Origin of the sequence: Corynebacterium sp. ES2715-CONJ3, from assembly GCF_024814365.1 — a bacterium.
GTDB lineage: Bacteria > Actinomycetota > Actinomycetes > Mycobacteriales > Mycobacteriaceae > Corynebacterium.
Genome location: NZ_JANUXS010000003.1, coordinates 322,750 through 343,199 on the forward strand (window position 1 = coordinate 322,750; position 20,450 = coordinate 343,199).

The 20,450-nt window shown below is 51.9% G+C and carries 14 protein-coding genes, 2 tRNA genes and 1 riboswitch; of the genes, 13 read left to right on the top strand and 3 right to left on the bottom strand.

Annotated elements, in window-relative coordinates; genetic code table 11:
• Positions 1-3 precede the first annotated feature (3 nt).
• The 9 genes from ilvN to NXT00_RS05540 all read left to right on the top strand — a co-directional run bounded on the left by ilvN (position 4) and on the right by NXT00_RS05540 (position 12,171).
• Positions 4-525 (top strand): acetolactate synthase small subunit, encoded by a 522-nt coding sequence (gene ilvN / locus NXT00_RS05500; protein WP_259077854.1) that lies wholly within the window; start codon positions 4-6, stop codon positions 523-525.
• 85 nt (positions 526-610) lie between these two features.
• The gene (ilvC, locus tag NXT00_RS05505; RefSeq protein WP_259077841.1) at positions 611-1,624 is read left to right on the top strand and encodes a ketol-acid reductoisomerase; all 1,014 of its coding nucleotides are present in this window, start codon (positions 611-613) and stop codon (positions 1,622-1,624) included.
• Positions 1,625-2,214: 590 nt separating this feature from the next.
• Entirely contained in the window at positions 2,215-3,366 is a 1,152-nt protein-coding gene (locus NXT00_RS05510) for a cation diffusion facilitator family transporter (RefSeq protein ID WP_310470376.1), read from the top strand.
• A 20-nt stretch (positions 3,367-3,386) separates the two neighbouring features.
• The gene (locus NXT00_RS05515; protein WP_259158358.1) at positions 3,387-5,180 is read left to right on the top strand and encodes a DUF262 domain-containing protein; all 1,794 of its coding nucleotides are present in this window, start codon (positions 3,387-3,389) and stop codon (positions 5,178-5,180) included.
• 3 nt (positions 5,181-5,183) lie between these two features.
• The gene (locus tag NXT00_RS05520; protein ID WP_259077833.1) at positions 5,184-6,785 is read left to right on the top strand and encodes a hypothetical protein; all 1,602 of its coding nucleotides are present in this window, start codon (positions 5,184-5,186) and stop codon (positions 6,783-6,785) included.
• Between the two features lie 106 nt (positions 6,786-6,891).
• Complete coding sequence (gene serA, locus NXT00_RS05525; protein WP_259077830.1) at positions 6,892-8,484, top strand: phosphoglycerate dehydrogenase; 1,593 nt, start codon at positions 6,892-6,894, stop codon at positions 8,482-8,484.
• Between the two features lie 344 nt (positions 8,485-8,828).
• Entirely contained in the window at positions 8,829-10,685 is a 1,857-nt protein-coding gene (locus NXT00_RS05530) for a putative nucleotidyltransferase substrate binding domain-containing protein (RefSeq protein ID WP_259158359.1), read from the top strand.
• A 15-nt stretch (positions 10,686-10,700) separates the two neighbouring features.
• Entirely contained in the window at positions 10,701-11,342 is a 642-nt protein-coding gene (locus NXT00_RS05535) for an exonuclease domain-containing protein (protein WP_259077827.1), read from the top strand.
• 31 nt (positions 11,343-11,373) lie between these two features.
• Positions 11,374-12,171, top strand: coding sequence for a fumarylacetoacetate hydrolase family protein (locus NXT00_RS05540; protein ID WP_259077824.1), 798 nt, complete (start codon positions 11,374-11,376; stop codon positions 12,169-12,171).
• A gap of 40 nt (positions 12,172-12,211) precedes the next feature.
• Here NXT00_RS05540 and NXT00_RS05545 read toward each other — a convergent pair whose 3' ends face one another.
• Positions 12,212-12,763, bottom strand: a complete 552-nt coding sequence (locus tag NXT00_RS05545) for a MerR family transcriptional regulator (protein WP_259077822.1) — start codon at positions 12,761-12,763, stop codon at positions 12,212-12,214.
• Between the two features lie 1,203 nt (positions 12,764-13,966).
• On the opposite strand from NXT00_RS05545, the gene gltX reads away from it, so the two are divergent.
• The gene (gltX, locus tag NXT00_RS05550) at positions 13,967-15,448 is read left to right on the top strand and encodes a glutamate--tRNA ligase (protein ID WP_259077820.1); all 1,482 of its coding nucleotides are present in this window, start codon (positions 13,967-13,969) and stop codon (positions 15,446-15,448) included.
• Between the two features lie 69 nt (positions 15,449-15,517).
• Here the strand turns inward: gltX and NXT00_RS05555 are convergent, their stop codons facing one another.
• Positions 15,518-16,246: a nicotinamide mononucleotide transporter family protein gene (locus tag NXT00_RS05555; protein ID WP_259078430.1), complete on the bottom strand. Its 729-nt coding sequence runs from the start codon at positions 16,244-16,246 to the stop codon at positions 15,518-15,520.
• Positions 16,247-16,451: 205 nt separating this feature from the next.
• A riboswitch (FMN riboswitch) is annotated at positions 16,452-16,599 on the bottom strand.
• Between the two features lie 135 nt (positions 16,600-16,734).
• On the opposite strand from NXT00_RS05555, the gene NXT00_RS05560 reads away from it, so the two are divergent.
• The 3 genes from NXT00_RS05560 to NXT00_RS05570 all read left to right on the top strand — a co-directional run bounded on the left by NXT00_RS05560 (position 16,735) and on the right by NXT00_RS05570 (position 17,990).
• Positions 16,735-17,709: a PHB depolymerase family esterase gene (locus NXT00_RS05560; RefSeq protein WP_259158360.1), complete on the top strand. Its 975-nt coding sequence runs from the start codon at positions 16,735-16,737 to the stop codon at positions 17,707-17,709.
• Positions 17,710-17,818: 109 nt separating this feature from the next.
• A tRNA-Gln gene (locus tag NXT00_RS05565) sits at positions 17,819-17,890 on the top strand.
• 27 nt (positions 17,891-17,917) lie between these two features.
• Positions 17,918-17,990, top strand: a tRNA-Glu gene (locus NXT00_RS05570).
• Between the two features lie 1,378 nt (positions 17,991-19,368).
• Here the strand turns inward: NXT00_RS05570 and NXT00_RS05575 are convergent.
• Positions 19,369-20,450 (bottom strand): hypothetical protein (locus NXT00_RS05575; RefSeq protein ID WP_259158362.1); only part of this gene is annotated, 1,082 nt, incomplete at its 5' end.

Genomic DNA, 20,450 nt, shown 5'->3' on the forward strand with positions numbered 1-20,450 from the left:
AGCGTGAATAATCAACCTAAAAATTCCCGCCATATACTGTCCGCTTTGGTAGAGGACGTTGATGGGCTGGTGACCCGAGTGTCCGCAATGTTCTCACGTCGCGGCTTCAATTTGCGTTCCTTCGTCTCGGGCACCACCGAAACGCCACAGCTCACACGAATTACCATCGTCTTCGATGCGGATGAAAATGCTATTGAGCAGATCACCAAACAGCTCAACAAGATCGTGCCAGTTCGCAAAGTGGTTCGCATGGATCCAGAATCGACAGTGGCCCGTGCTCTAATGCTGGTTAAGGTCTCGGCAGATGCCTCAAATCGCCCGCAGGTAGTCGATGCAGCCAATATTTTCAGGGCTCGGATTATCGACGTGGCTCCCGAATCTGTGGTTATCGAGGCCACAGGTACCGAGGATAAGTTGGCGGCTTTTCTGGAGATCCTAAGGCCCTTCGGAGTTCGAGAATTAATATCCTCAGGGCCGATCGCTTTGACCCGTGGTCCGAAGACGATGGCTCCAAAGATCAATTAAGCAGTATCCTATAATTAGTTTCACAGAGTCCCCACTAGGAAACTCTCGTGTGACTCATATTCTTTAACAGAAAGGTCCTTTTTTCATGGCAATTGAGCTGCTCTATGATGCAGATGCTGATCTCTCCCTCATCCAATCCCGCAAGGTAGCGGTTTTGGGCTACGGCTCCCAAGGGCATGCCCATGCGATGAATTTGCGTGACTCAGGAGTCGAGGTCGTTATCGGTTTGCGCGAAGGCTCCCCATCACGTCAAAAGGCTGAAGAAGCCGGTTTCGACGTTAAAACAAATTCCGAGGCCGCCGAATGGGCAGATGTCATCATGGTCTTGGTTCCCGATACCACCCAGGCCAAAGTCTACGAGGAAGACCTTGCACCACATTTAAAAGACGGCGATACAATCCTTTTTGCCCACGGCCTCAATATTCACTTCAAACTGATCGAGCCTGCGCAGAATATAACCGTAGGAATGATCGCCCCTAAGGGCCCTGGACATCTCGTCCGTCGTGAATTTGTCGACGGTAAAGGGGTGCCGTGCTTGATTGCCGTAGGCCAAGACCCTCACGGTCACGGCAAGGAGCTATGCCTGTCTTATGCTGCAGCCATCGGTGGCGCTCGCGCCGGGGTTATCCCCACTACTTTTGAGGCCGAGACTGTTACTGATCTGTTTGGTGAGCAGGTTGTGCTGTGTGGTGGCCTCGAAGAGCTGATTAAAAATGGTTTCGATGTCCTCGTTGAAGCTGGCTACGAGCCGGAGATGGCTTATTTCGAATGCTTGCATGAGATGAAATTGATCGTTGACCTCATCTATGAGGGCGGTCTGGCTAATATGAATTACTCGATTTCCGATACCGCTGAGCTCGGCGGCTACCTGTCTGGTCCTCGTGTCATTGATGGGGATACGAAGACACGCATGCGCGAAATTCTGCAGGATATCCAGAACGGTTCCTTCACAGAGCAGCTCCTAGCCAATATCAAAGACGGCAATCGGCGGCTTGAACAGTTGCGCGCTGAGACTTCTGCACACCAGATCGAAGAGACTGGCGAGAAACTGCGCGATCTTATGAGCTGGGTTAAAAATCCTCTCGATGCCACTGCCTAGAGTTTAGGTAGCTGCTGACCCTCAAACCCCTCGGGTATTCCGAGGGGTTTTGCTCTGCCAAGCTTACTATTCGACATTGGGTACAAGCCTGGTGAGGTTCGGGATATGTGTTGAGAGTAGGAGAGCTGGGCTTCGATAGAGCTACTCTTAGAGCTACCTCTTAAGTTCTACTTTGCCGACCAATTCCCATCATCTGGTTGTAACTTGTGTTCTTGCGTGCTCTGTAGCGTGTGGGCTGGACTTTCGGGTACACCCACCTTAAAAGCTCGCTTTGTCGCATCCGAGTGCTCAATGTGGGCACATTAGAGCTAATGAGAAGAAGTATTGGATCTGTGAGAATTTGCTTAACGTGCGGGGGCGTCGAACCGTCTTCGTGGAGGTCTAGCCGCGTAAATTGTGTCAGCGATAAGTATCTTTGAAATAGGTAACCGGAAACGACCGGTAAGCGATGGCAACGAGCCGGGTATGTCGACGGTCGCCCCATTTTTTTTGCTCTCTTTTTCTTAAGAAAAACCCCAAAAAGACCGACTGATATGAATATCTATTTTCATTATATTGAAGTTAATGAAAGTAAAGGTTAGGGTAGCATCATGAGCAGGAAACGACGTCATTTAAACCACGGACACAGCCGTCGCCCGGGAGAAACTCGCTCGCGAGGCGCGCGTCGTTATAGTATCCGCGCACGTGACGCTTCCGAGTCCCAGACCGCTCCGACTCCTCGCACACACGATCAGGAGCACAGTGTGCCCCAGCAGTCCAAGGTGCTTGTAGGTCGTGGCCATGCCCGCGATGATGATCATGACCACAACCATGACCACCGTAATGGCCATGATCACAACCATAACCACAACCACGATCATGATCATCATAGCCACGCACCGGAGGGTCTAAAAGCACTCCTAACAGTTCTTATTTTCACCGCGACAATTTTTTTTGCCGAACTCATTGGTGGATATATATCTGGCTCGCTCGCCCTCGTCTCTGACGCGATGCATATGCTCTCGGATTCAACAGGACTTCTAGTAGCCGCGTTAGCCATCATTTTCGCCCGCAAGACTGCAAGCGATACCGCAACATACGGCTACCGCCGACTAGAGGTGGTAGCCGCCTTAGCGAACGCGCTGAGCGTTTCGATTATCTCGTTGTGGATCGTAGTGGAAGCGATCATGCGTTTTTTCGCCCAGGAAGAGATCAACGCCCCGCTAATGCTCGGAGTAGGCATCATAGGTTTGGTGGCAAATATTTTCGGGGCACTTGTGTTGCACGGACACAGTCACTCCAGCATGAATATGCGCGGTGCTTATTTACACGTTCTCGTCGATCTCTTCGGATCAATTGCCGTAATCATCGCAGCCCTCGCCATGATCTTCTACCAAATTATATGGGCTGATACGGTAGCTTCGCTCATCATCGCAGCCCTCATTCTCCCGCGGAGCATGAAGCTGGCATGGGAATCGCTAAGGGTGATTACGGAACAGGTGCCACTAGGGGTAGACATGGCCGAGATTAAGCTAGCGCTTACCCATATCGATGATGTGCTAACAGTACATGATCTACACGTCTGGTCACTTGACGGCAATGAACTAATCGCCACCTGCCACCTCGTAGTCGATCGCGATATGTCCATTGGGTCGTGTACCGTCTTGGATAAAGTTCAAGATCGCTTGCTCGATTTTGGTATCGAGCACTCAACAGTGCAGCTCGAAGGCCCCGGGCACCAAAGGCACGAGACGACGTGCTGATCATCGGCTAAGCTAAAATTATGGCTTATAGCACCCCAAGTTATGATCTTCTCGATCTCTTCGCTCGTGTAGATCGCGGCGATATCCAACTGCCAGATTTCCAGCGCGAATACCGGTGGGATGTCGACCAAATCCGCACTCTAATCATTTCAGTCCTACGGGGCGACCCCATCGGCGCATTCATGGCGCTCGACACGCGCAACGAGGTACTCCGTTTCCGTCCGCGCCCCCTCGCCGGCGCCCCAGATCATGGCCTGGGTCCAGGTATGCTGCTCCTTGATGGACAACAACGCCTGACTACCTTGTATCATTGCCTCCGTGGTGGTGGAATCGTCGAAAGCGTCGACTTTCGTCATAAGCGGGTGCGGCGGCGGTTTTACGTTAATGTTGAGCGCGCTACAGCAGAAGAAATCATTCCAGATGATGCTGTCATCGCAGTTGATGAACAAGGTGTTGTGTGTTCGCATTTCGGCCCTTCTGCACAACTTCCAGACTCCGATACTGCATCTACCTATGGCTATATTCCAGTGGCAGATTTACTCTTTGAAAAAGGTACAGATCTACTCTTCGATATAGCTGTTGCTTCCTCCCATGACGTGGCAAAGAAATTTTATACCCGGGTTATCAAGCCACTAGTGCGCTACCAAATCCCCATTATCAGGTTGGATCGTGATACTGCCCAGGCTGGAATCGGATCGATTTTTGCCCATGCTAATAGCGTGGGTCAGCAAATGGACGTATTCGAGCTCATCACTGCAATCTTTGCTGCCCAGGACCAGAATTTTCACCTAGCCGATGATTGGCGCAAAACCCAGCGGGTCCTTAATGCCCACCCAGCTTTAGCAGAAATTGGGCGCACCGAATTCCTCACTGCTGTTGCCCTCTATTGCACCTACAACAAGGGCAAAGCCTCAGGCTTCAGGCAGTCAATTCTGCAGCTCACGCTCGAGGAGTACAAAGAGGCCGCAGAAAAACTGCGATCTGCATTTGAACACGTCGGTGACTTCCTCACTGAACGCTGTATTCATTCCATTGACCAAGTGCCCTATAGTGCCCAATTGGTACCCCTAGCCGCGATCAGAGCCCTTCTCGATGACAGTGTCTTGGACAACCAAGCAGCACTTGACCGCCTGAATCGCTGGTTCTGGTGCGGGGTATTTGGCGAACTCTACGGCTCCCCAGCTGTCATGGTGCGAACAAGCCAAGATGTCGATGAAGTAACCAAGTGGATTCTTGATTACAACAATTCCAGGGGCGTACCAGAGCCAAAAACCATTGCTCAAGCCCGCTTTGTGGAATCACGACTGCATTCTGCTACCCCACATTCTGGGCTCTATAAAGGCATCTATGCTTTAATCATGGGGCGCGGTGCTATAGATTGGCGCAGCAATTCTAGGTTCGACGGGGAAAATTTCCACGCCCTCAGCACACATTTCCGCAAGATTTTCCCGACCGAGTGGTGCGCGGAAAACGGCATCGAAGAATTTCTATCAGATTCGGTTCTCAACCGGACCCCAATGTCGCGGCGCACATATGTGATGCTGGAGCAGAACTCGCCTGCGCGCTACCTGCACCGAATTCAGCTGAAAAGTCTGCTTGACGATGCGGAGTTCGATGCCGTATTGAATTCCCATCTCATTGATTCTCACTTACTCTTTAGTGCCAATGCCCGAGAATTCTTTCATGATCGACGCCATAAGATTCTGAAGATGATCGAGTCAGCCATGGGAGTCACAGCCATCTTAGATGTTGATGAAGATAACCTTCACGCTGGAGAAGAGGGCCCAGGTGCCTTCGTGGATGCCCGCAAGTAATTCATGCGTTATTGGAAAATACTGTCAAGCGTCCTGCTAGCGTCGTTGGTGCTCGGCGCGTGTACCACTGATCCGGCTCGCCAGATTTCAGCGATTCCAACTACTCAAGTTGCCGATCATCTAGAGCAATCGCGAACCAGGAATCTAGGGCACCATGTCAATCCTATATTCGATCGGGAACCAGTTGTATTAAGCGACACTGGTTCGGGGATTGCGGCGGTAAGACACTTCTTCGAGGCTGCGGAAACTCTGGTGATTTCAGACGCAGATATTGCCCACCAGTTGCGTGCAGCCAGCATCGCAGTGGTTGCTCATGCTCCGATGCTGACCATGACTGACGACGACCGCGACGATATTATCGCCGAAATCGATCGCCTGGGTGTCAAAACTATCTTACTCGTCGGAGATGTGCCTTTGGCCTCGCTCAGTGGGGATGTAGCAATCATCAAAGATACGTTAACTCCGGTAGCTCTAGGGGACCTCACCGCACTGCAATTCCAGCGCAAAGCGATAACGTATCAAAAATCTGTGATCCGCAGTGTGGCTAAGCTCCCAGGAGATGAGGCCGTTGAATTGGTGCCTGCATGGGATGAAGAATTTGCTGACATGAGCCCGCAAGAGCGTTTTGGCCGTCCAGACGGTGGCCAAAAATTGCGCCCTTTCCCGCTGAATTCTAAACGCGACGCAGATACTGCCCCCATTGTAATTGCATCCGCAGATTCAAGTATTGCAGCAGTTGCCAGCACGCGAGCTTTCGGTGCAAAAATACGTGTTCTGGCATTTCCTGATCCCCGCTTTAGCGTGGAAAGTATGCGCAAGGTAGCAGGATTATCCAATCATCCATTAGTGGCCCTGGGTGAACAGTTTGGTAGTGCCGCAGAACTTGCAGATCGAATCGAGGCAGGTGAGCAGCTGACACAATATCAGCCAGGTCCGGGTCGACGCGGCCTCGTCTTCCCGCAGCGCTCGATTGCGGCGGTAGAGATGCCTGCGACTAAGAGGGTGGACCATAGCGGCATCTTCACCGAAAGATTGGCCCAAGCGCGGGCTGATAGCGCGGAGATGGGTAAACTTTATGATCACGTTATTAGCCCAGCAGTTTTCTTTGATATGGACAATACGAATCTATCGGAGTTGGATGGATGGCTGGAGCAGCTCAAGGATGCCGATGCATACGGAATCATCAAGGTCCGCAGTTTTAAAGAATTGCAACGCTTCAAAGCGGAAGTTATTGCGCCTCATGTGGGGGTTTATTTCCACACCGATTCTGCTCGAGATACCGAGGATCACACGGCGGACAATCGTGAGGTGGAAAAAGCCAGCGAGTGGCTTTCTTTAGTCGTGAGGGCGCAGGATCTGCCACAAAAAATATTTATTACTGATTTTCCTCTCACTACGCGTTACGATGAGCTGTCCTATGTCCACTTGATTGTGGGAAAAGAGAAATACCTAAAGGAAGCGGCGGAATTACCGCCGTATTACCATCCAGCTCTAGAGCTACTTCCCGATAGTCCGCTTGCGGTAGCTGATATTGACCAGGTGCAACCTCGGTTGAAGATGTTAAAACGTAGTCAAAAGAGCCAAGAATTTCCTGCTCTTCGCTAAGGTGTGGGATACACTACACATAGTCAATATCAGTATTGACCGTCACTAAGAGCCTATGGGTGATATTTCATCCGGCCAAACCCACCTGTCAAGGAGAATATGCAACGTGAGCGTTTCACATCGCCCCGTAGTTTTAATTGCTGATAAATTGGCGCAGTCAACTGTTGATGCGCTTGGAGATGAGGTTGAGGTTCGCTGGGTTGATGGCCCCAATCGTGAGGCATTGATGGCAGCAGTTGCAGAGGCTGACGCGCTGTTAGTACGTTCCGCGACTACGGTAGACCGAGAGGTTTTGCAGGCGGCACCTCGTCTAAAGATTGTAGGTCGCGCGGGCGTGGGGCTGGACAACGTCGATATCCAGGCAGCCACAGAGCTGGGAATTATGGTCGCCAATGCACCCACCTCAAATATCCACTCGGCGTGCGAGCATGCAATTTCGCTACTACTAGCCACAGCTCGTCAAATTCCGGCGGCTGATTCAACGCTGCGCCGCGGTAAGTGGAAACGCTCGTCCTTTAACGGTGTAGAAATCTACGGTAAAACGATTGGCATTATCGGCTTTGGCCATATCGGACAGTTATTCGCGCAACGTCTCACGGCGTTCGGGGCCCGAATTATCGCCTTTGATCCTTATGCGAACCCGGCGCGTGCAGGCCAATTAGGCGTGGAGCTGCTGTCTTTGGTGGAGGTGGTTGAGCAATCTGATTTTATAACGATTCACCTACCCAAGACTCCGGAGACCGCGGGAATGTTCGACGCTGAACTGCTCGCTCACGCTAAGCCCGGGCAGATTATTATCAACGCAGCGCGAGGGGGATTGGTTGACGAACACGCTCTAGCTGAGGCGATACGCAGTGGGCGCATCAGGGGTGCTGGTTTTGACGTATTCGCCACTGAACCGTGCACCGATTCTCCGCTATTTGACCTCGATGAAGTGGTAGTTACCCCTCATTTGGGAGCGTCGACTGTTGAGGCACAAGATCGTGCTGGTACCGATGTGGCGGCCTCTTGCCTGCGAGCCTTAGCCGGCGAATTTGTCCCTGATGCGGTGAATGTGGCTGCGGGTCAAGTGGGTGAAGAAGTAGCCCTGTGGCTCGAACTAGCGCGTAAGCTCGGCCTGACCGTCAGCCATATGTTGGCACAAGCCCCAATCCGCTTAGAGGTGCAAGCTCGCGGTGAATTGTCCACCGAGGATGTGGAAGTTCTTGGCCTCTCGGCACTGCGTGGCCTCTTTGCTGGGATTGTCAATGAGCAAGTCACATTCGTGAATGCACCGATGATTGCCAAAGAACGGGGAGTGTCTTTGGAGGTGAGTACGCGTTCCGAGTCGGTATCGCATCGCTCGGTATTAGATGTCACGGCGATTGCAGCTGACGGCTCTCGGATTTCACTGATTGGTGCCCTCACGGGGCTCGACCGCGAAGAAAAAATCGTGCGCATCAATGGCCGCGGCATCGATCTGCGAGCTAAAGGCACTAACCTATTCTTCAATTATGCCGATACACCTGGTGCATTGGGGCGTGTCGGTACTGCTCTGGGCAATTATGGGGTCAATATTGTGGCCGCAGCTTTGACCACAGAGTCCTCTGGTGATAAAGCCGTCTTGATTTTGCGAGTGGATCGCCCCGTCGACGATGATGTCGTGGAATCAATCGCAGCTGACTTGGGGGCTGTAGCCTTCCAACTTGATCTCGGATAGGAATGGGATAAGGTAGCCCGCCTGAGGGGAGCGCTCAGATTAAAGGGCCATATGGGGAGCGAGTTGCGGCAGCTTCGAACACGGGGGTCGAGGCTGCCGCGATTTTTATTTCAGTAGGCTTTGCTATCTCGAGCCAGTAGGTGCAGGTGCGTATCTTCGCACGAGGGTTGATGTGCGTCTGCTCGCGCTGGGTAAAATGCGTCACATCTTCTTCATCTGTGTATATCTCTATTCCCGAATTAGAGCCGAGAATTGAATTCTACCCACAAAGCGGGGGAGATAGTCTCACAGATCCCTATCCTTAGGGGATACATACTTCTGCTTCACGCACTAAAGTGGGGAAGATGACAGTTGAATCAGTAGAAGTCACCGCTTTTCTCTCCACTCAAGCGCCTTATGCCCAACTCCCCAGCGAAATCCTCAGTGTGCTCGCTACTGAACTCGCGATCAGTTACGTTCGCCGCGGCAAGCGAATTAAGAATATTGGTGATGCCAATACCACTCTTTACCTCGTCCGCCAGGGAGCCGTCGACGTTCTCGATCGAGACAATATCCTCGTAGATCGGCGCGAATCTGGCCGTTCCTTCGGGTATTCCAGCCTCATCAGCGGCGAGAGCCTAAAGTACTCATTCGAAGCGTGTGAAGACAGTCTTCTTTATCTCATTCCTGAGGCCAGCTTTAGGCGAATAGCTAATCACGACGAGGCTTTTGCTCGCTATTTCGCCTCGCACACTCGCCGCATCCACGCCACCGCCACGACTTTGCGTCAAGGAGCTGCAACAGACCTTTTGCGTCGCTCTATTTCTGATTTCATGGTGGCAAACCCCACGACAGCATCCCCTACGACCAGTATTCAAGATGCCGCCATCAGGATGCACAAGACCAATGTGTCCTCTCTTATTATTCTTGAGGACTCTCAGCTCGTAGGGATCGTGACCGACCGAGACTTTCGAAAAAAGGTAGTAGCCAACGCTCTTGACGTAAGTCAGCCGCTCTCCACGATCATGAGCACCAATGTGGTCACTATCGCTACGACGGCACAAGCTTTTGAGGCCATGCTCATGATGACCGAATTTTCCATACACCACCTGCCTGTCCTTGATGGCACAACTTTGGCTGGTATCGTCAGTTCCCCCGACATTATGCGATTGCTGCAATCAGACCCGATTTATCTACTTGCGGATCTTAAGAATAAATACACCACTGAGCAGCTTCAAGAGGTTCACACCTCTGCTAGTGAGGTGGCGTTGCGCTTTATTGAACGGGGTTCCTCCCCAGGAGAAATCTCCAGCGTGATGAATGTGTCTGCCGACGCCCTCGGCCGCCATATTATATCGATGGCTATTGAGCATCTGGGCCCGGCACCCGTTCCGTTCTCTTTTATCACACTAGGTTCCCAGGGACGCCGTGAGATGGGATTTGCTTCTGACCAAGATAATGCTTTGATCCTAGATAATAGCTATGAGGAAAAACTCCATGGCGACTACTTTCAAGCACTTGGTGATTATACAAGCCGGCATCTTGCAGCCGCCGGCCAACCCCTGTGCCCCGGAGATATGATGGTCTCCAACCCAACGTGGCGAATGACAGAAGACGAGTGGATTACTTCCTTTCACCGGTGGATCACCGCCCCCGAACCAGACTCCCTCCTCTACGTCCAGACCTTCTTCGATATGCGCTCTCTTTTTGGTCAGACGGAACTCGAGCATATGGTTCGCCGAACCGCCTATCAAATGGCGCATAAGGCACGACGCCTTCACGCACACTTGGCGGCCCTTGCAGCGCGTCGAGAACCTCCCCTAGGTTTTTTTCGTGGATTTGTGCTCGAACGTGACGGTGAATACCGGCACACCCTGGACATTAAAAAGGGCGGAATAGCGGCTATTGTGCAAATGGCAAGACTTTACGCAATCACTGCCGGTGTCAGTGAGATCTCCACTCGTGACCGGCTAAAGGTATCGCACGAGCACGGAGTCGTCAGCGCCCAGGGTGCCCAGGATCTGATCGACTCCTTTGATTTTCTTAACTCGTTGACTTTTAAGCATCAAGGAAAGCAGATTCGCGGCGGACTACATCCTGATTACCACATCGATCCCATACTCTTGGGGAAAATGGACCGCGAACACTTAAGGGATGCCTTCGGCATTATCAAGAGCATGCAAACAGCACTGGCCACCACATATCCCGTGCGCACCATCTAGCAGGAGTCGATAGGCATGTTTCGTTTCTTAAAAAGACCTCAAATAACTGCAGAGTATCAAGCATTTTTAGACTCTGGCATCCCAAGTCTAGATGCTCAGCTTGCTGAGCTGAAGCTTCTAGCTGTGGATATGGAAACAACGGGTCTGAATCCTCATACGGACAATATCCTCGCGATCGGTTGGGTAGCTGTCAATGGGCCAACCATAGATATGTCGAGCGCAGGCTATGAATTAGTGCGTGGTCACCTAGTAGGATCCTCCGCCACCATTCACCATCTGACTGACGATGAAGTGGCGCACGGGCTGAACGAACCCGATGCTATAAGAAGGCTTGTGTTCGCTATGCACGGACGATTGATGCTCAATCACTTCACCGCCCTAGAAACCCAATTTCTCAATCGGGCGACAAAGAAATACTTCGCCGCGAGCTTTTCCTTCGATACGGTTGATACCTTTCAGATCGAGCGAGGCCATATGGAGCGCATGGGAACCTATCCGCGGGGGGAAGACCTGAGACTAGCCGTAGTGCGTCGGCGCTACGGTCTTCCTGATTATGGCAACCATAACGCATTGACCGACGCTCTAGCCTGCGCAGAGTTATTTCTCGCCCAACAAGCTCATCTACCGGCTGCAACCGCCAAAGGTTTGATGGGGTAGCGCGCAATATTCTAGGTTAGAATCTCTGTTTATGCGATTTGGACGAATAGCTACCCCAGATGGAATGTTTTTCTGCACTGTTGAGTCTCGCGATGACAAGCAGTGGTGTCGGGTTATTGAGGGTACCCCTTTTACTTCTCCCCGTTATAGCGGTAAAGAGTATCCGTTGGAGGAGGTCAAGGTTCTTGCGCCGATGCTGCCGAGCAAGATTGTGGCAGTGGGCCGTAACTATGCCGACCACGTTAGGGAACTATTTGGAAAAACATCCGAAGAGTTACCACCCACCCTGTTTCTCAAGCCGCCGACCGCAGTAGTGGGGCCTGAGGCGCCCATCAGGATTCCCGATTTCGCCCACAACGTGGAATTTGAAGGTGAATTAGGGCTCGTCATTGCAAAGCCGTGCAAAAATGTCAGTGCCAATAACTGGAGGCAGGTTGTGCTTGGCTATACCATCGTCAACGACGTATCCTCTCGTTCGTTGCAATTTTCCGATCACCAGTGGGCGAGGGCAAAGGGTATCGATACATTTGCACCCATCGGCCCATGGATTGAGACCGATCTCGACGCCATTGATACTGAGGACGTACCGATTAGGGCCTACTTAACTCATGAGGGTGAGACTGTTACGAAGCAGAATTCAAATTCGCGGGAGATGATTATGGATATCGGGGAGATCATCGAGTTTATTACGGCCTCTATGACGTTATTGCCAGGCGATATTATCTTCACTGGTTCTCCAGCTGGTACCGCGGAAATGGTTCCAGGTGATCGCATCGAAATCGAGATTCCAGGCTTGGGAAAACTTGCTAACCCAGTAGAACGGGCATAAAAAATTGGCCTAAACGATATATATCGCTTAGGCCAATTTTTTATTCGGCAGCTTTCTTGTCAGAAGAACAGCAGCAATCATGCGTGTCTTCCACTACCGGTAGCTCCGATTTTGCACCGTCGGCGCAGCAGCAAGGACTATCAGCTGTTGCTCCAGGAGGGCAGCACTGCTGATCATCACAGGTTGCGGGGTCGCAACAACCTGGTGGGCAGCATAATGGGGCTAGGGCTTGGTTCACATCGGTTTCGCTCACGGGTGTCTCCTTGGACAATAGTGCGTCAATCTCACCGAGCATTGCGTGCAGTGAAACGATTTGCTGTTCCACGTAGGCTCGCTGCTGGTGGAGATATGGCCGCAGATTATGGGGGTAATCATCACTATCGAGCAGCGCCGAAATTTCTTTTAAGCTCATTCCGATGGTGCGGAAGATAATGATGGTCTGCAGACGCGAGATATCATCATTGCTGTAAAGGCGATGACCTTGCCATGACCGGGTGCAAGGGGAGAGAAGCCCGATATCATCCCAGTGGTGGAGAGTCCGCTTGGTCAGTTGGTAGAGTTCCGCGACCTCTCCAATGGTTCTCGTGTGCATAGTGCTTACCCTTCCAGCCTTCCGTAACGTGATGTCAAGCATAATGGTGAAACTGCCAATATCAACGCCTTCCAGAACGTCGCCAGAGTAGCGAAGACATTTCAAGCATCCATGAGAAGCCCTGATCTCGCAACGATCGCACTACCTTCGTGACCCCACCCACCAGCGCCTACGCGTTCGTGCAGGCGTATAGACAACTTCAAAATCGCCTAATCTCTCGCCTAATCTCTCAAAGTGACGCTATATCGTCAGTAACGAAGCTAGGGACTTAAGGGCGGTGTACCTTTGGGAGAAAGCGCCAGGGAGACATATATTCTCCTCGTCGGGCACATGGGTATAGATAGTCTCGCCGGTTGATCACAGGTATCTCGTCACGGCTTTATCGGGCAGGGTATTGGACGGGGTGTCAGGGCCTAAACTTATTGACCACAGCAGACCTCAAGAGAGAAGTTGTGGGCCATGGTGCCCCAATTGATCATAATTTTTGATTTTTCTTAGGACGGTGCCGATAGTTTCCTACTGTCCGCGGCGGCTGAAATATATAGCTGGCGAAACGATAACGAGTAGGCCCTAACGAGCTGCCTGCATCTTCTCCATAGAGGTCACCTCGGGTTTTGATTAGCAGGAAGGTTTAGAGTATGGAGCGGAAAAGATTCTTAGTGTTGTGCCGTGCGGATAGGAAGCAGTGGTCTTTATGTTGGACGAATATAGCTCTCTGAATAATGTTTGTTGCTATTCGCAGCACACCTTGTCTGGATTTTTTTAAGAACTCTCTGTCACGATTGAATAAGGCTATATCTCCACGTAGTGTTCGCAGAGATTATGCAGCTTGCTCACGAGTGTCGTGTAGCACGGGCACAGTCTCGACTAGCTCCCAGATCTCCTCGTATGTGAACTAAATAATCAAAGAGCTTCTCAACCAGGCCCCTTGCAAAGGCTAGAGATTGCCGCGGGCGAATTCTGCTAGGAAAACCGGTGTGAATGCGTGCAGAGTGACTGACAATTGTGGAACCTACCTATGGTCTCCCCAAGTATGACCCACGTATCAACCAGGATTCGACTAGTAGGGCATGACTAAGCACGTTATCTTCGACTAAAAATCTGTGCGCTAATAAGTTCTGGAATCTTGAAGCTTCACCTTTTCTAGCGCCTGATAGATTCCAAGAGGCATATCTACGTGTCGATGAACTACACTAAGTAACCATGTCTGAAGTACGCGTACGATTCTGTCCATCACCAACTGGCACCCCCCATGTAGGCATGGTGCGCACCGCCCTCTTCAATTGGGCTTACGCTCGCCATACGGGGGGAAAGCTGATCTTCCGCATCGAGGATACTGATGCCGCCCGCGATTCCGAGGAATCATATCAGGCGATTATTGATTCTCTCGAGTGGCTAGGAATTAACTGGGACGAAGGCGTCAATATCGGCGGTCCCGACGCCCCGTACCGGCAATCGCAGCGTATGGAGATCTATCAGGATGTGCTGGAAAAACTTAAAGAGTCAGGATGGGTATACCCCGCCTACTCAACCGCTCAAGAAGTAGAAGAACGTCACAAGCAGGCTGGTCGCGATCCGAAATTGGGCTACGATAACTTCGATCGTGATCTGAGCGCGGAGCAGATCGCCGCGTTTGAGGCTGAAGGCCGCCAGCCAGTGTGGCGGTTACGGATGCCTGAGAATGATTGGCGTTGGTCCGATCTAGTGCGCGGGGACATCGAGTTCAAACGTCAAACCCAGCCCGATTTCGTAGTTGCCCGATCTAACGGTGCTCCGCTGTACACACTGGTCAACCCCGTAGACGATGCCCTGATGGGCGTCACTCACGTCTTGCGTGGCGAGGACCTTCTGCCCTCAACTCCGCGCCAGCTTGCCTTATATGAGGCCCTCAAGGAGATAGGTGTTGCCAAGCACACTCCCACCTTTGGCCACCTGCCTTTTGTTATGGGGGAGGGCAATAAGAAGTTGTCCAAGCGCGATCCCGAATCTAACCTCTTTCACCACCGCGATAAGGGCATTATTCCTGAAGGAATGCTGAACTATTTAGCGTTGCTGGGTTGGTCGCTCTCCTCGGAGCGCGATATTTTCAGTGTGACGGAGCTCGTGGAGAATTTCGAGGTCACTGATGTTCTTGCAAACCCAGCTCGCTTTGACCAAAAGAAGCTCGAAGCAATCAACGCCGATCATATTCGCTTGCTTCCGCTCGATGATTTCACGCATCGGCTACGCGACTACTTAGAGCGGTATTACGATTTCCCCGCGGACTACCCGAAGCAGAAGTTCGCCCTTGCTGCAGAATTAGTGCAGACTCGCATCAAGACGCTCTCAGACGCCTGGCAGTTATTAAAATTCTTGGTTACGGCCGATGAAGATCTCATCTTGGATGAAAAATCTGCACGAAAGAACCTCAAAGAGGCTGCCCTCGAACCACTTCGCGCCGGTATTGCGGCCTTAGAAGCGATAGCTGATTGGACAACTCCTGAGATTGAAAAGGCGCTATCGACGGCCCTAATCGAAGAACTTGGACTCAAGCCGCGTATTGCCTACGGAGCACTGCGAGTAGGGATCTCTGGAGAGGCCATTTCACCGCCACTTTTCGAGTCCATGGAATTGCTCGGTAAGGATTCCACTCTGTTTAGACTTCGTCGTGCCTTGGAGCAGACTCCGTTCCAAATAGTCAACTAGTCTGAGCCAGGACCCGCTGCCCGATAACAAGACCCCTTAACCGATATGAGGTTTAAGGGGTCTTGTTGGTTAAACTTCAGCCGAAGCTAGCGGAGATCGCGCAGCATTTCGTTGCACTCGCATCCATACAAAGAAGCCCCAGATAACGAAAATGCCGTAGATGATATACAGGATGGCTGACGGGTAGTAGCCTGCGCTTAGCAATAGTGGTACACCTACGATGTCAACCCCGATCCAGATTAGCCAGAATTCAGTCCAGCCACGAGCCATGCCGTACGTAGCGAGAAGCGAACCGGTGAAAATCCATGCGTCGGCCAAAGGCCCCCACGATCCCAGAGCCGAGAAGACCCAGGCGAGAGTAGCAGTCAGAACAACAGCGGCGACCACTAGACCGAGGCGCTCCTTATTAGTGGCCCACCGTGGTTCCACTGCAGCTGCTTCATCGTGGGGTTCGCTGATAATTGAACGGCTGGGATTAGTCCCTGAAGCCTCCCTTATGCCGCGGCGTTTCGCCTTCGACCAGTTCCACCACCCGTATACGCTGACAATGAGGAACATAACCTGGCGCCCTGCTTGGCCGTAGAGATCGAGGTTTTGTGGAGTGTGAAAGACTCCCCCAAGAAAAACAGTAAACAGTAGCAGATTGCCGATAATACCGACAGGCCAGGCCCACACAACTCGGCGCATGCCTCCGATTGCTGAGGCAAGACCAAAGGCGTTACCGATGATTTCGCGCCATAAAATGGGGACGCCGCCGATAACGAGGGTGGCATCAAGAAGGGTAGTGAGAAGATTCACGATAAAACTCCAGAAGGTAGTAGGAATACGCAAATCCTCAAGGTGAAAAGCGAAGCATTCTCCTTAGAGCGCTGGATATAAAGAAAGAGCCCTCACGAGCGGTTCTCTTTTAGTCTTCATAACCAGAGCTGAAAAGAAACCACGCGCCGAGGCCGGTATGGTTGCTTTGTTGAGCAACCATCGACAGTCTTTAGCTGCAGCTAACTTCTGCTCTCTTTCATCCGGACTATAACCGTCGGCTCTGGAGTTGCACCAGATCTGCTGACCCACCTCCAAGGAAAGTGGCGCTCGCGGGCTCGACTCATATAAGTCTTACCGCCGGTGGGGAGTTTCACCCCGCCCTGAGAACGTAACACGATTCTAACAAACGGAGATGAATACTCAGAAATCCCATTTATCCCGTTAAACTGAGAGCTATCATGATAAATCGTCGAAGGCATCGGACGCACTCCAAGAGTGGTCTTGTTACTAGCGCTCTAATAGGAGCATTGGCCGGCTCACTCATAGCATTCCCGCTGCACGATCTCAGCTCCACACAACCCGATCCGCTGCATCTCGACGCGGTGACCCCGAGAGTCGAAGAATTCTTGGAACCCCAACTAGCTGCTGTCGAAGAGCGCGCGGATATTCTGTCTCGAAACGTAGCTCGTTACGGTGAGGATCTTAGCTACAACCCTGTTCCTCCGGTGGCTCCAGGTATGCAGCAAAGTGTAGAAATGCGAGATGATAGTGGTATTACCAGGCGATATATCGTCCATATAGGCTCTCAGTACAATTTAGACAATCCCGCTCCCGCTCCAGTGCTTTTCGCCTTTCACGGGTGGAAAGAAGGTGCAGAGGCCTTCGTTAAACATTCTGGCTTCGCTAATACCAAAGCTTGGGAGGAAGCCATCGCGATTTACCCTCAAGGGCTTGACAGTGCGTGGGAGGGGGCTCCCTACGCTAAAGCCACGGCTTCAGAGGATATGGATTTCATACGAGCAATCCTTGAGCAGATCGATCGCGACTATAAAATCGACCGCAACCGTGTCTACGCTGCGGGCTTCAGCAATGGTGGGGGAATGGCGGCAGCCCTAGGGTGTAAGATGCCGGAAACTTTCGCCGCGATTGCCACGGTCTCCGCCGCCTTCTACTTTCCCACTCTAGACGGCTGCGTGCGTTCTCCGATGCCCGGGCTTTTCGTGCACTCCTCAGAGGACCAAATCATTTCCTATGAGGGGGGTAAACGGCACGGCGCCTACTATTATGCGCCACGTTTCGCCGCCGACTTTGAGGCGGTACGCAACGGCTGTTCACAATCTACTCCCGACGTCGACCGCTTTGGGAATGGGGAGCGTTATATTTATCGTGGATGTACTGCTGAGACGCAGCATATTCGGATCGATGGACAACCGCATAAGTGGATACTCGATCCATCCCTGCCGGGCTATATCTGGAATTTCCTCAGCAGTAAGTCGAAATAGAGCCAGAAGATCTAGTCGCCTAGCTCGCGATTTGCTTTCGAGAGGTGTAACTGGTTAAATATCATTTCGTTGCATTGCGCACGGAAACAGCTTTCAAGCGCAGCAGCATTGGCCTATGGTGTAATTGGCAACACAAGGGTTTCTGGTACCCTCGTTCTAGGTTCGAGTCCTGGTAGGCCAGCAAGTGGTTTTATCCACTTAGTTCTATGCCCCGTTCGTCTAGTGGCCTAGGACGCCGGCCTCTCACGCCGGTAACACGGGTTCAAATCCCGTACGGGGTACAATTCCGCGAATACTAAAGAGTGCGGATAGGGATCTACGAGGCAGCCGGTGGAAATCTACCGACTGCCTCTTTTTCTTGCCCGTCTAGTGGCAGTGTTACCAGGGCATCGTTATTAGACGGTTTGCGGACAAAATATGAAACTTTAGATTCCCCGAGGTTTTCGCCAACGTTTAAGTATTTCAAGGCCAGTTGCATAGCAAGTTAGAAACTCTCCATGTAGTTGCACGTCTCATTTTGTTGTTAGTTCCGTGCCTAGATGATCGGCCCACATAATGCTCAGCGGCAATAAACTCCTGCACCACGGCCCCACCTTGAGCACGAAATCGCTGCCGAACCATAGTGTCTCATGTTGAGAACTTTCTCGAACCCGATTCGAAGGTAGTGTTCGCCAGGTGGTGTCGCCCGAGCTCCACATCCCCTGCGCTGGCACAACTGCTCATGCAGGCGAGAATGCCTGCATTCACATTACCGAAAAGAACCCAATTCGATCTAGGGGGCCTTCCAGACACCGTGTAGCTTGTATATATATTCGGAAAAAAGTCGGTCCTGATCGCTGTCGAAATTAGACTCAAGACCCTGGGAGATTCAACTGCACTTCCCACAAACTCGTCACGCTTGTAGGACTGCAACCCCTTATTATCTGCATGTTGTTGTTTAGAAACTCCAGTTAGATATCGCTGGTAGATAGAAGCTTCGAAGCTCTCATACCCTTTAGATGGTGCGTCCGTACTCAACAAATGTTCCAGTCCCATGTGATTCTGTGAGTAGACTGCATAGGCTTCGCACTGCATGGATAACTTTTGATTTGAGATCACTTGAGTAAAAAAATGTTCAGTACCGCTTGCGCCAAATAGTAACCGTATTTGATGGATCATCGCTCCTTCCCATTCCTTAGCGAGGTCTACGGAAGCGGCGTGGCTTGGACAGCCGGACTCCGATTCGCAGGGTCTATGGCGGCGGCCTATACCACTTGTGAGATGGTAGACGCCTGAATTAACAGCAACGCATACACAGCGTCCGATACTGGTTAGGCTGAAAACCGACGAGGTATCCCATAGGGTTGAAAGCGCTCTAGCAGTTGCTGGATAAAACACCGTCGATATCACAGCTCGCTGCAAACGCACTATACCTAGATTTTTCCCAAGGGTGCTGGGGCACTAAGGTTTTTCGCCCGCACTCTGCATTCAAGTTAAATAAGAGCTGACGGTGAAAACCTCAGTGTGCGCAGGATAAAATATAGGGTCATACCTCTACATTTCCTGTAACGATCTCTAGACCCTCAAGCTGGCGTATCCTTAAACTACAGACAGCGTTTGTTATCGGCAGACGAATAGGGCTCGGAAATGTCGTTTGGGTGGTGCTCTTTTAGAGTGGTGTTAGTTGGTGTCCTCGTCTCTGATCCACTCACCGATTACCTTAGGGATCACAACCGGGGGATCACCAAGAAGATCCCGAAGGTTCCCCTCACGCTCAACCGGATTACTAATCCGACGCTTTTGCTTCCGCCCTTGATCCTCACCAGGCTGGGCCTGATTCATCATCGGAACAAACCCACGCCCTTGAGAACCCGACTGAGACGAACCCGCCCCACCGGAGGAATTCAATCCGCGGGAAGTCCCCGACGACCCATCCGGACCGTTCGACCCCACACCACCAGTACCCCCTAGCCCGTGCACACCAGGAGAAGAACCCCGAGGAGTGCCCCGCTGGTTGAGACCATTGTCGGCAAACGCACCACCACGACGAGCCACGTCACCTGAGGTAGTGCTGTTGCGGCTACCAGTTGTGCGGTGACCGATATAACCAGTCCCATCTTTGGAACCTAATAAACGCGAGCGGGAGTTGAGGGAGGAATGATCTTGGGCGTTTGCACCTAAAATCCCACGGTCACTGATGCTCCCTCCGGTTCCAAGACCACTATAAGGAGTACTGGTAGTGGTTGGGTTTTTACCTGTTAGTGTTGCATACGCATGCGGTGGGAGACCACCACCGGTGGCAAAACTAGTGTGTGTGGTGGTTGTTGCTGCGGTGGTGGTCATTGGCGAGGCCCCCGCCCCAGCAAGGCCTGCCCCGTGAGGGGAAGTGAGGGTGGTACTTGCTTGGTGGGTGTTAATGGTGGTGGGGTTATGTGGGTTACTTACCCCGAGTGTGTGGTGATCGGTGGCATGCGGGTTATCACCACCAGCAGTTGCCATGGATGCGTTGCTTATGGTTTCTGATCCAGTTGGTGTATCGAAACGTGCACTGGTGGTTGGGGAATTAGTGAGGTTGCGTATGGGTGGGTTAGCTGCAGCGATCTCTGATTGCAGGCGTTGTTGGAACTGGTCGAGGTAGTTTTCCTCCATGCGCTGTGCGTGTTGTTCTGTTTCAGTTTCGATCATGCGTGCTGTGGTGGGGTCGTCTGCTGCGCGGGCGGCGGCTGCTTGTTCAGCGCCGCGTTTGCGTAGTTGTTCGATTG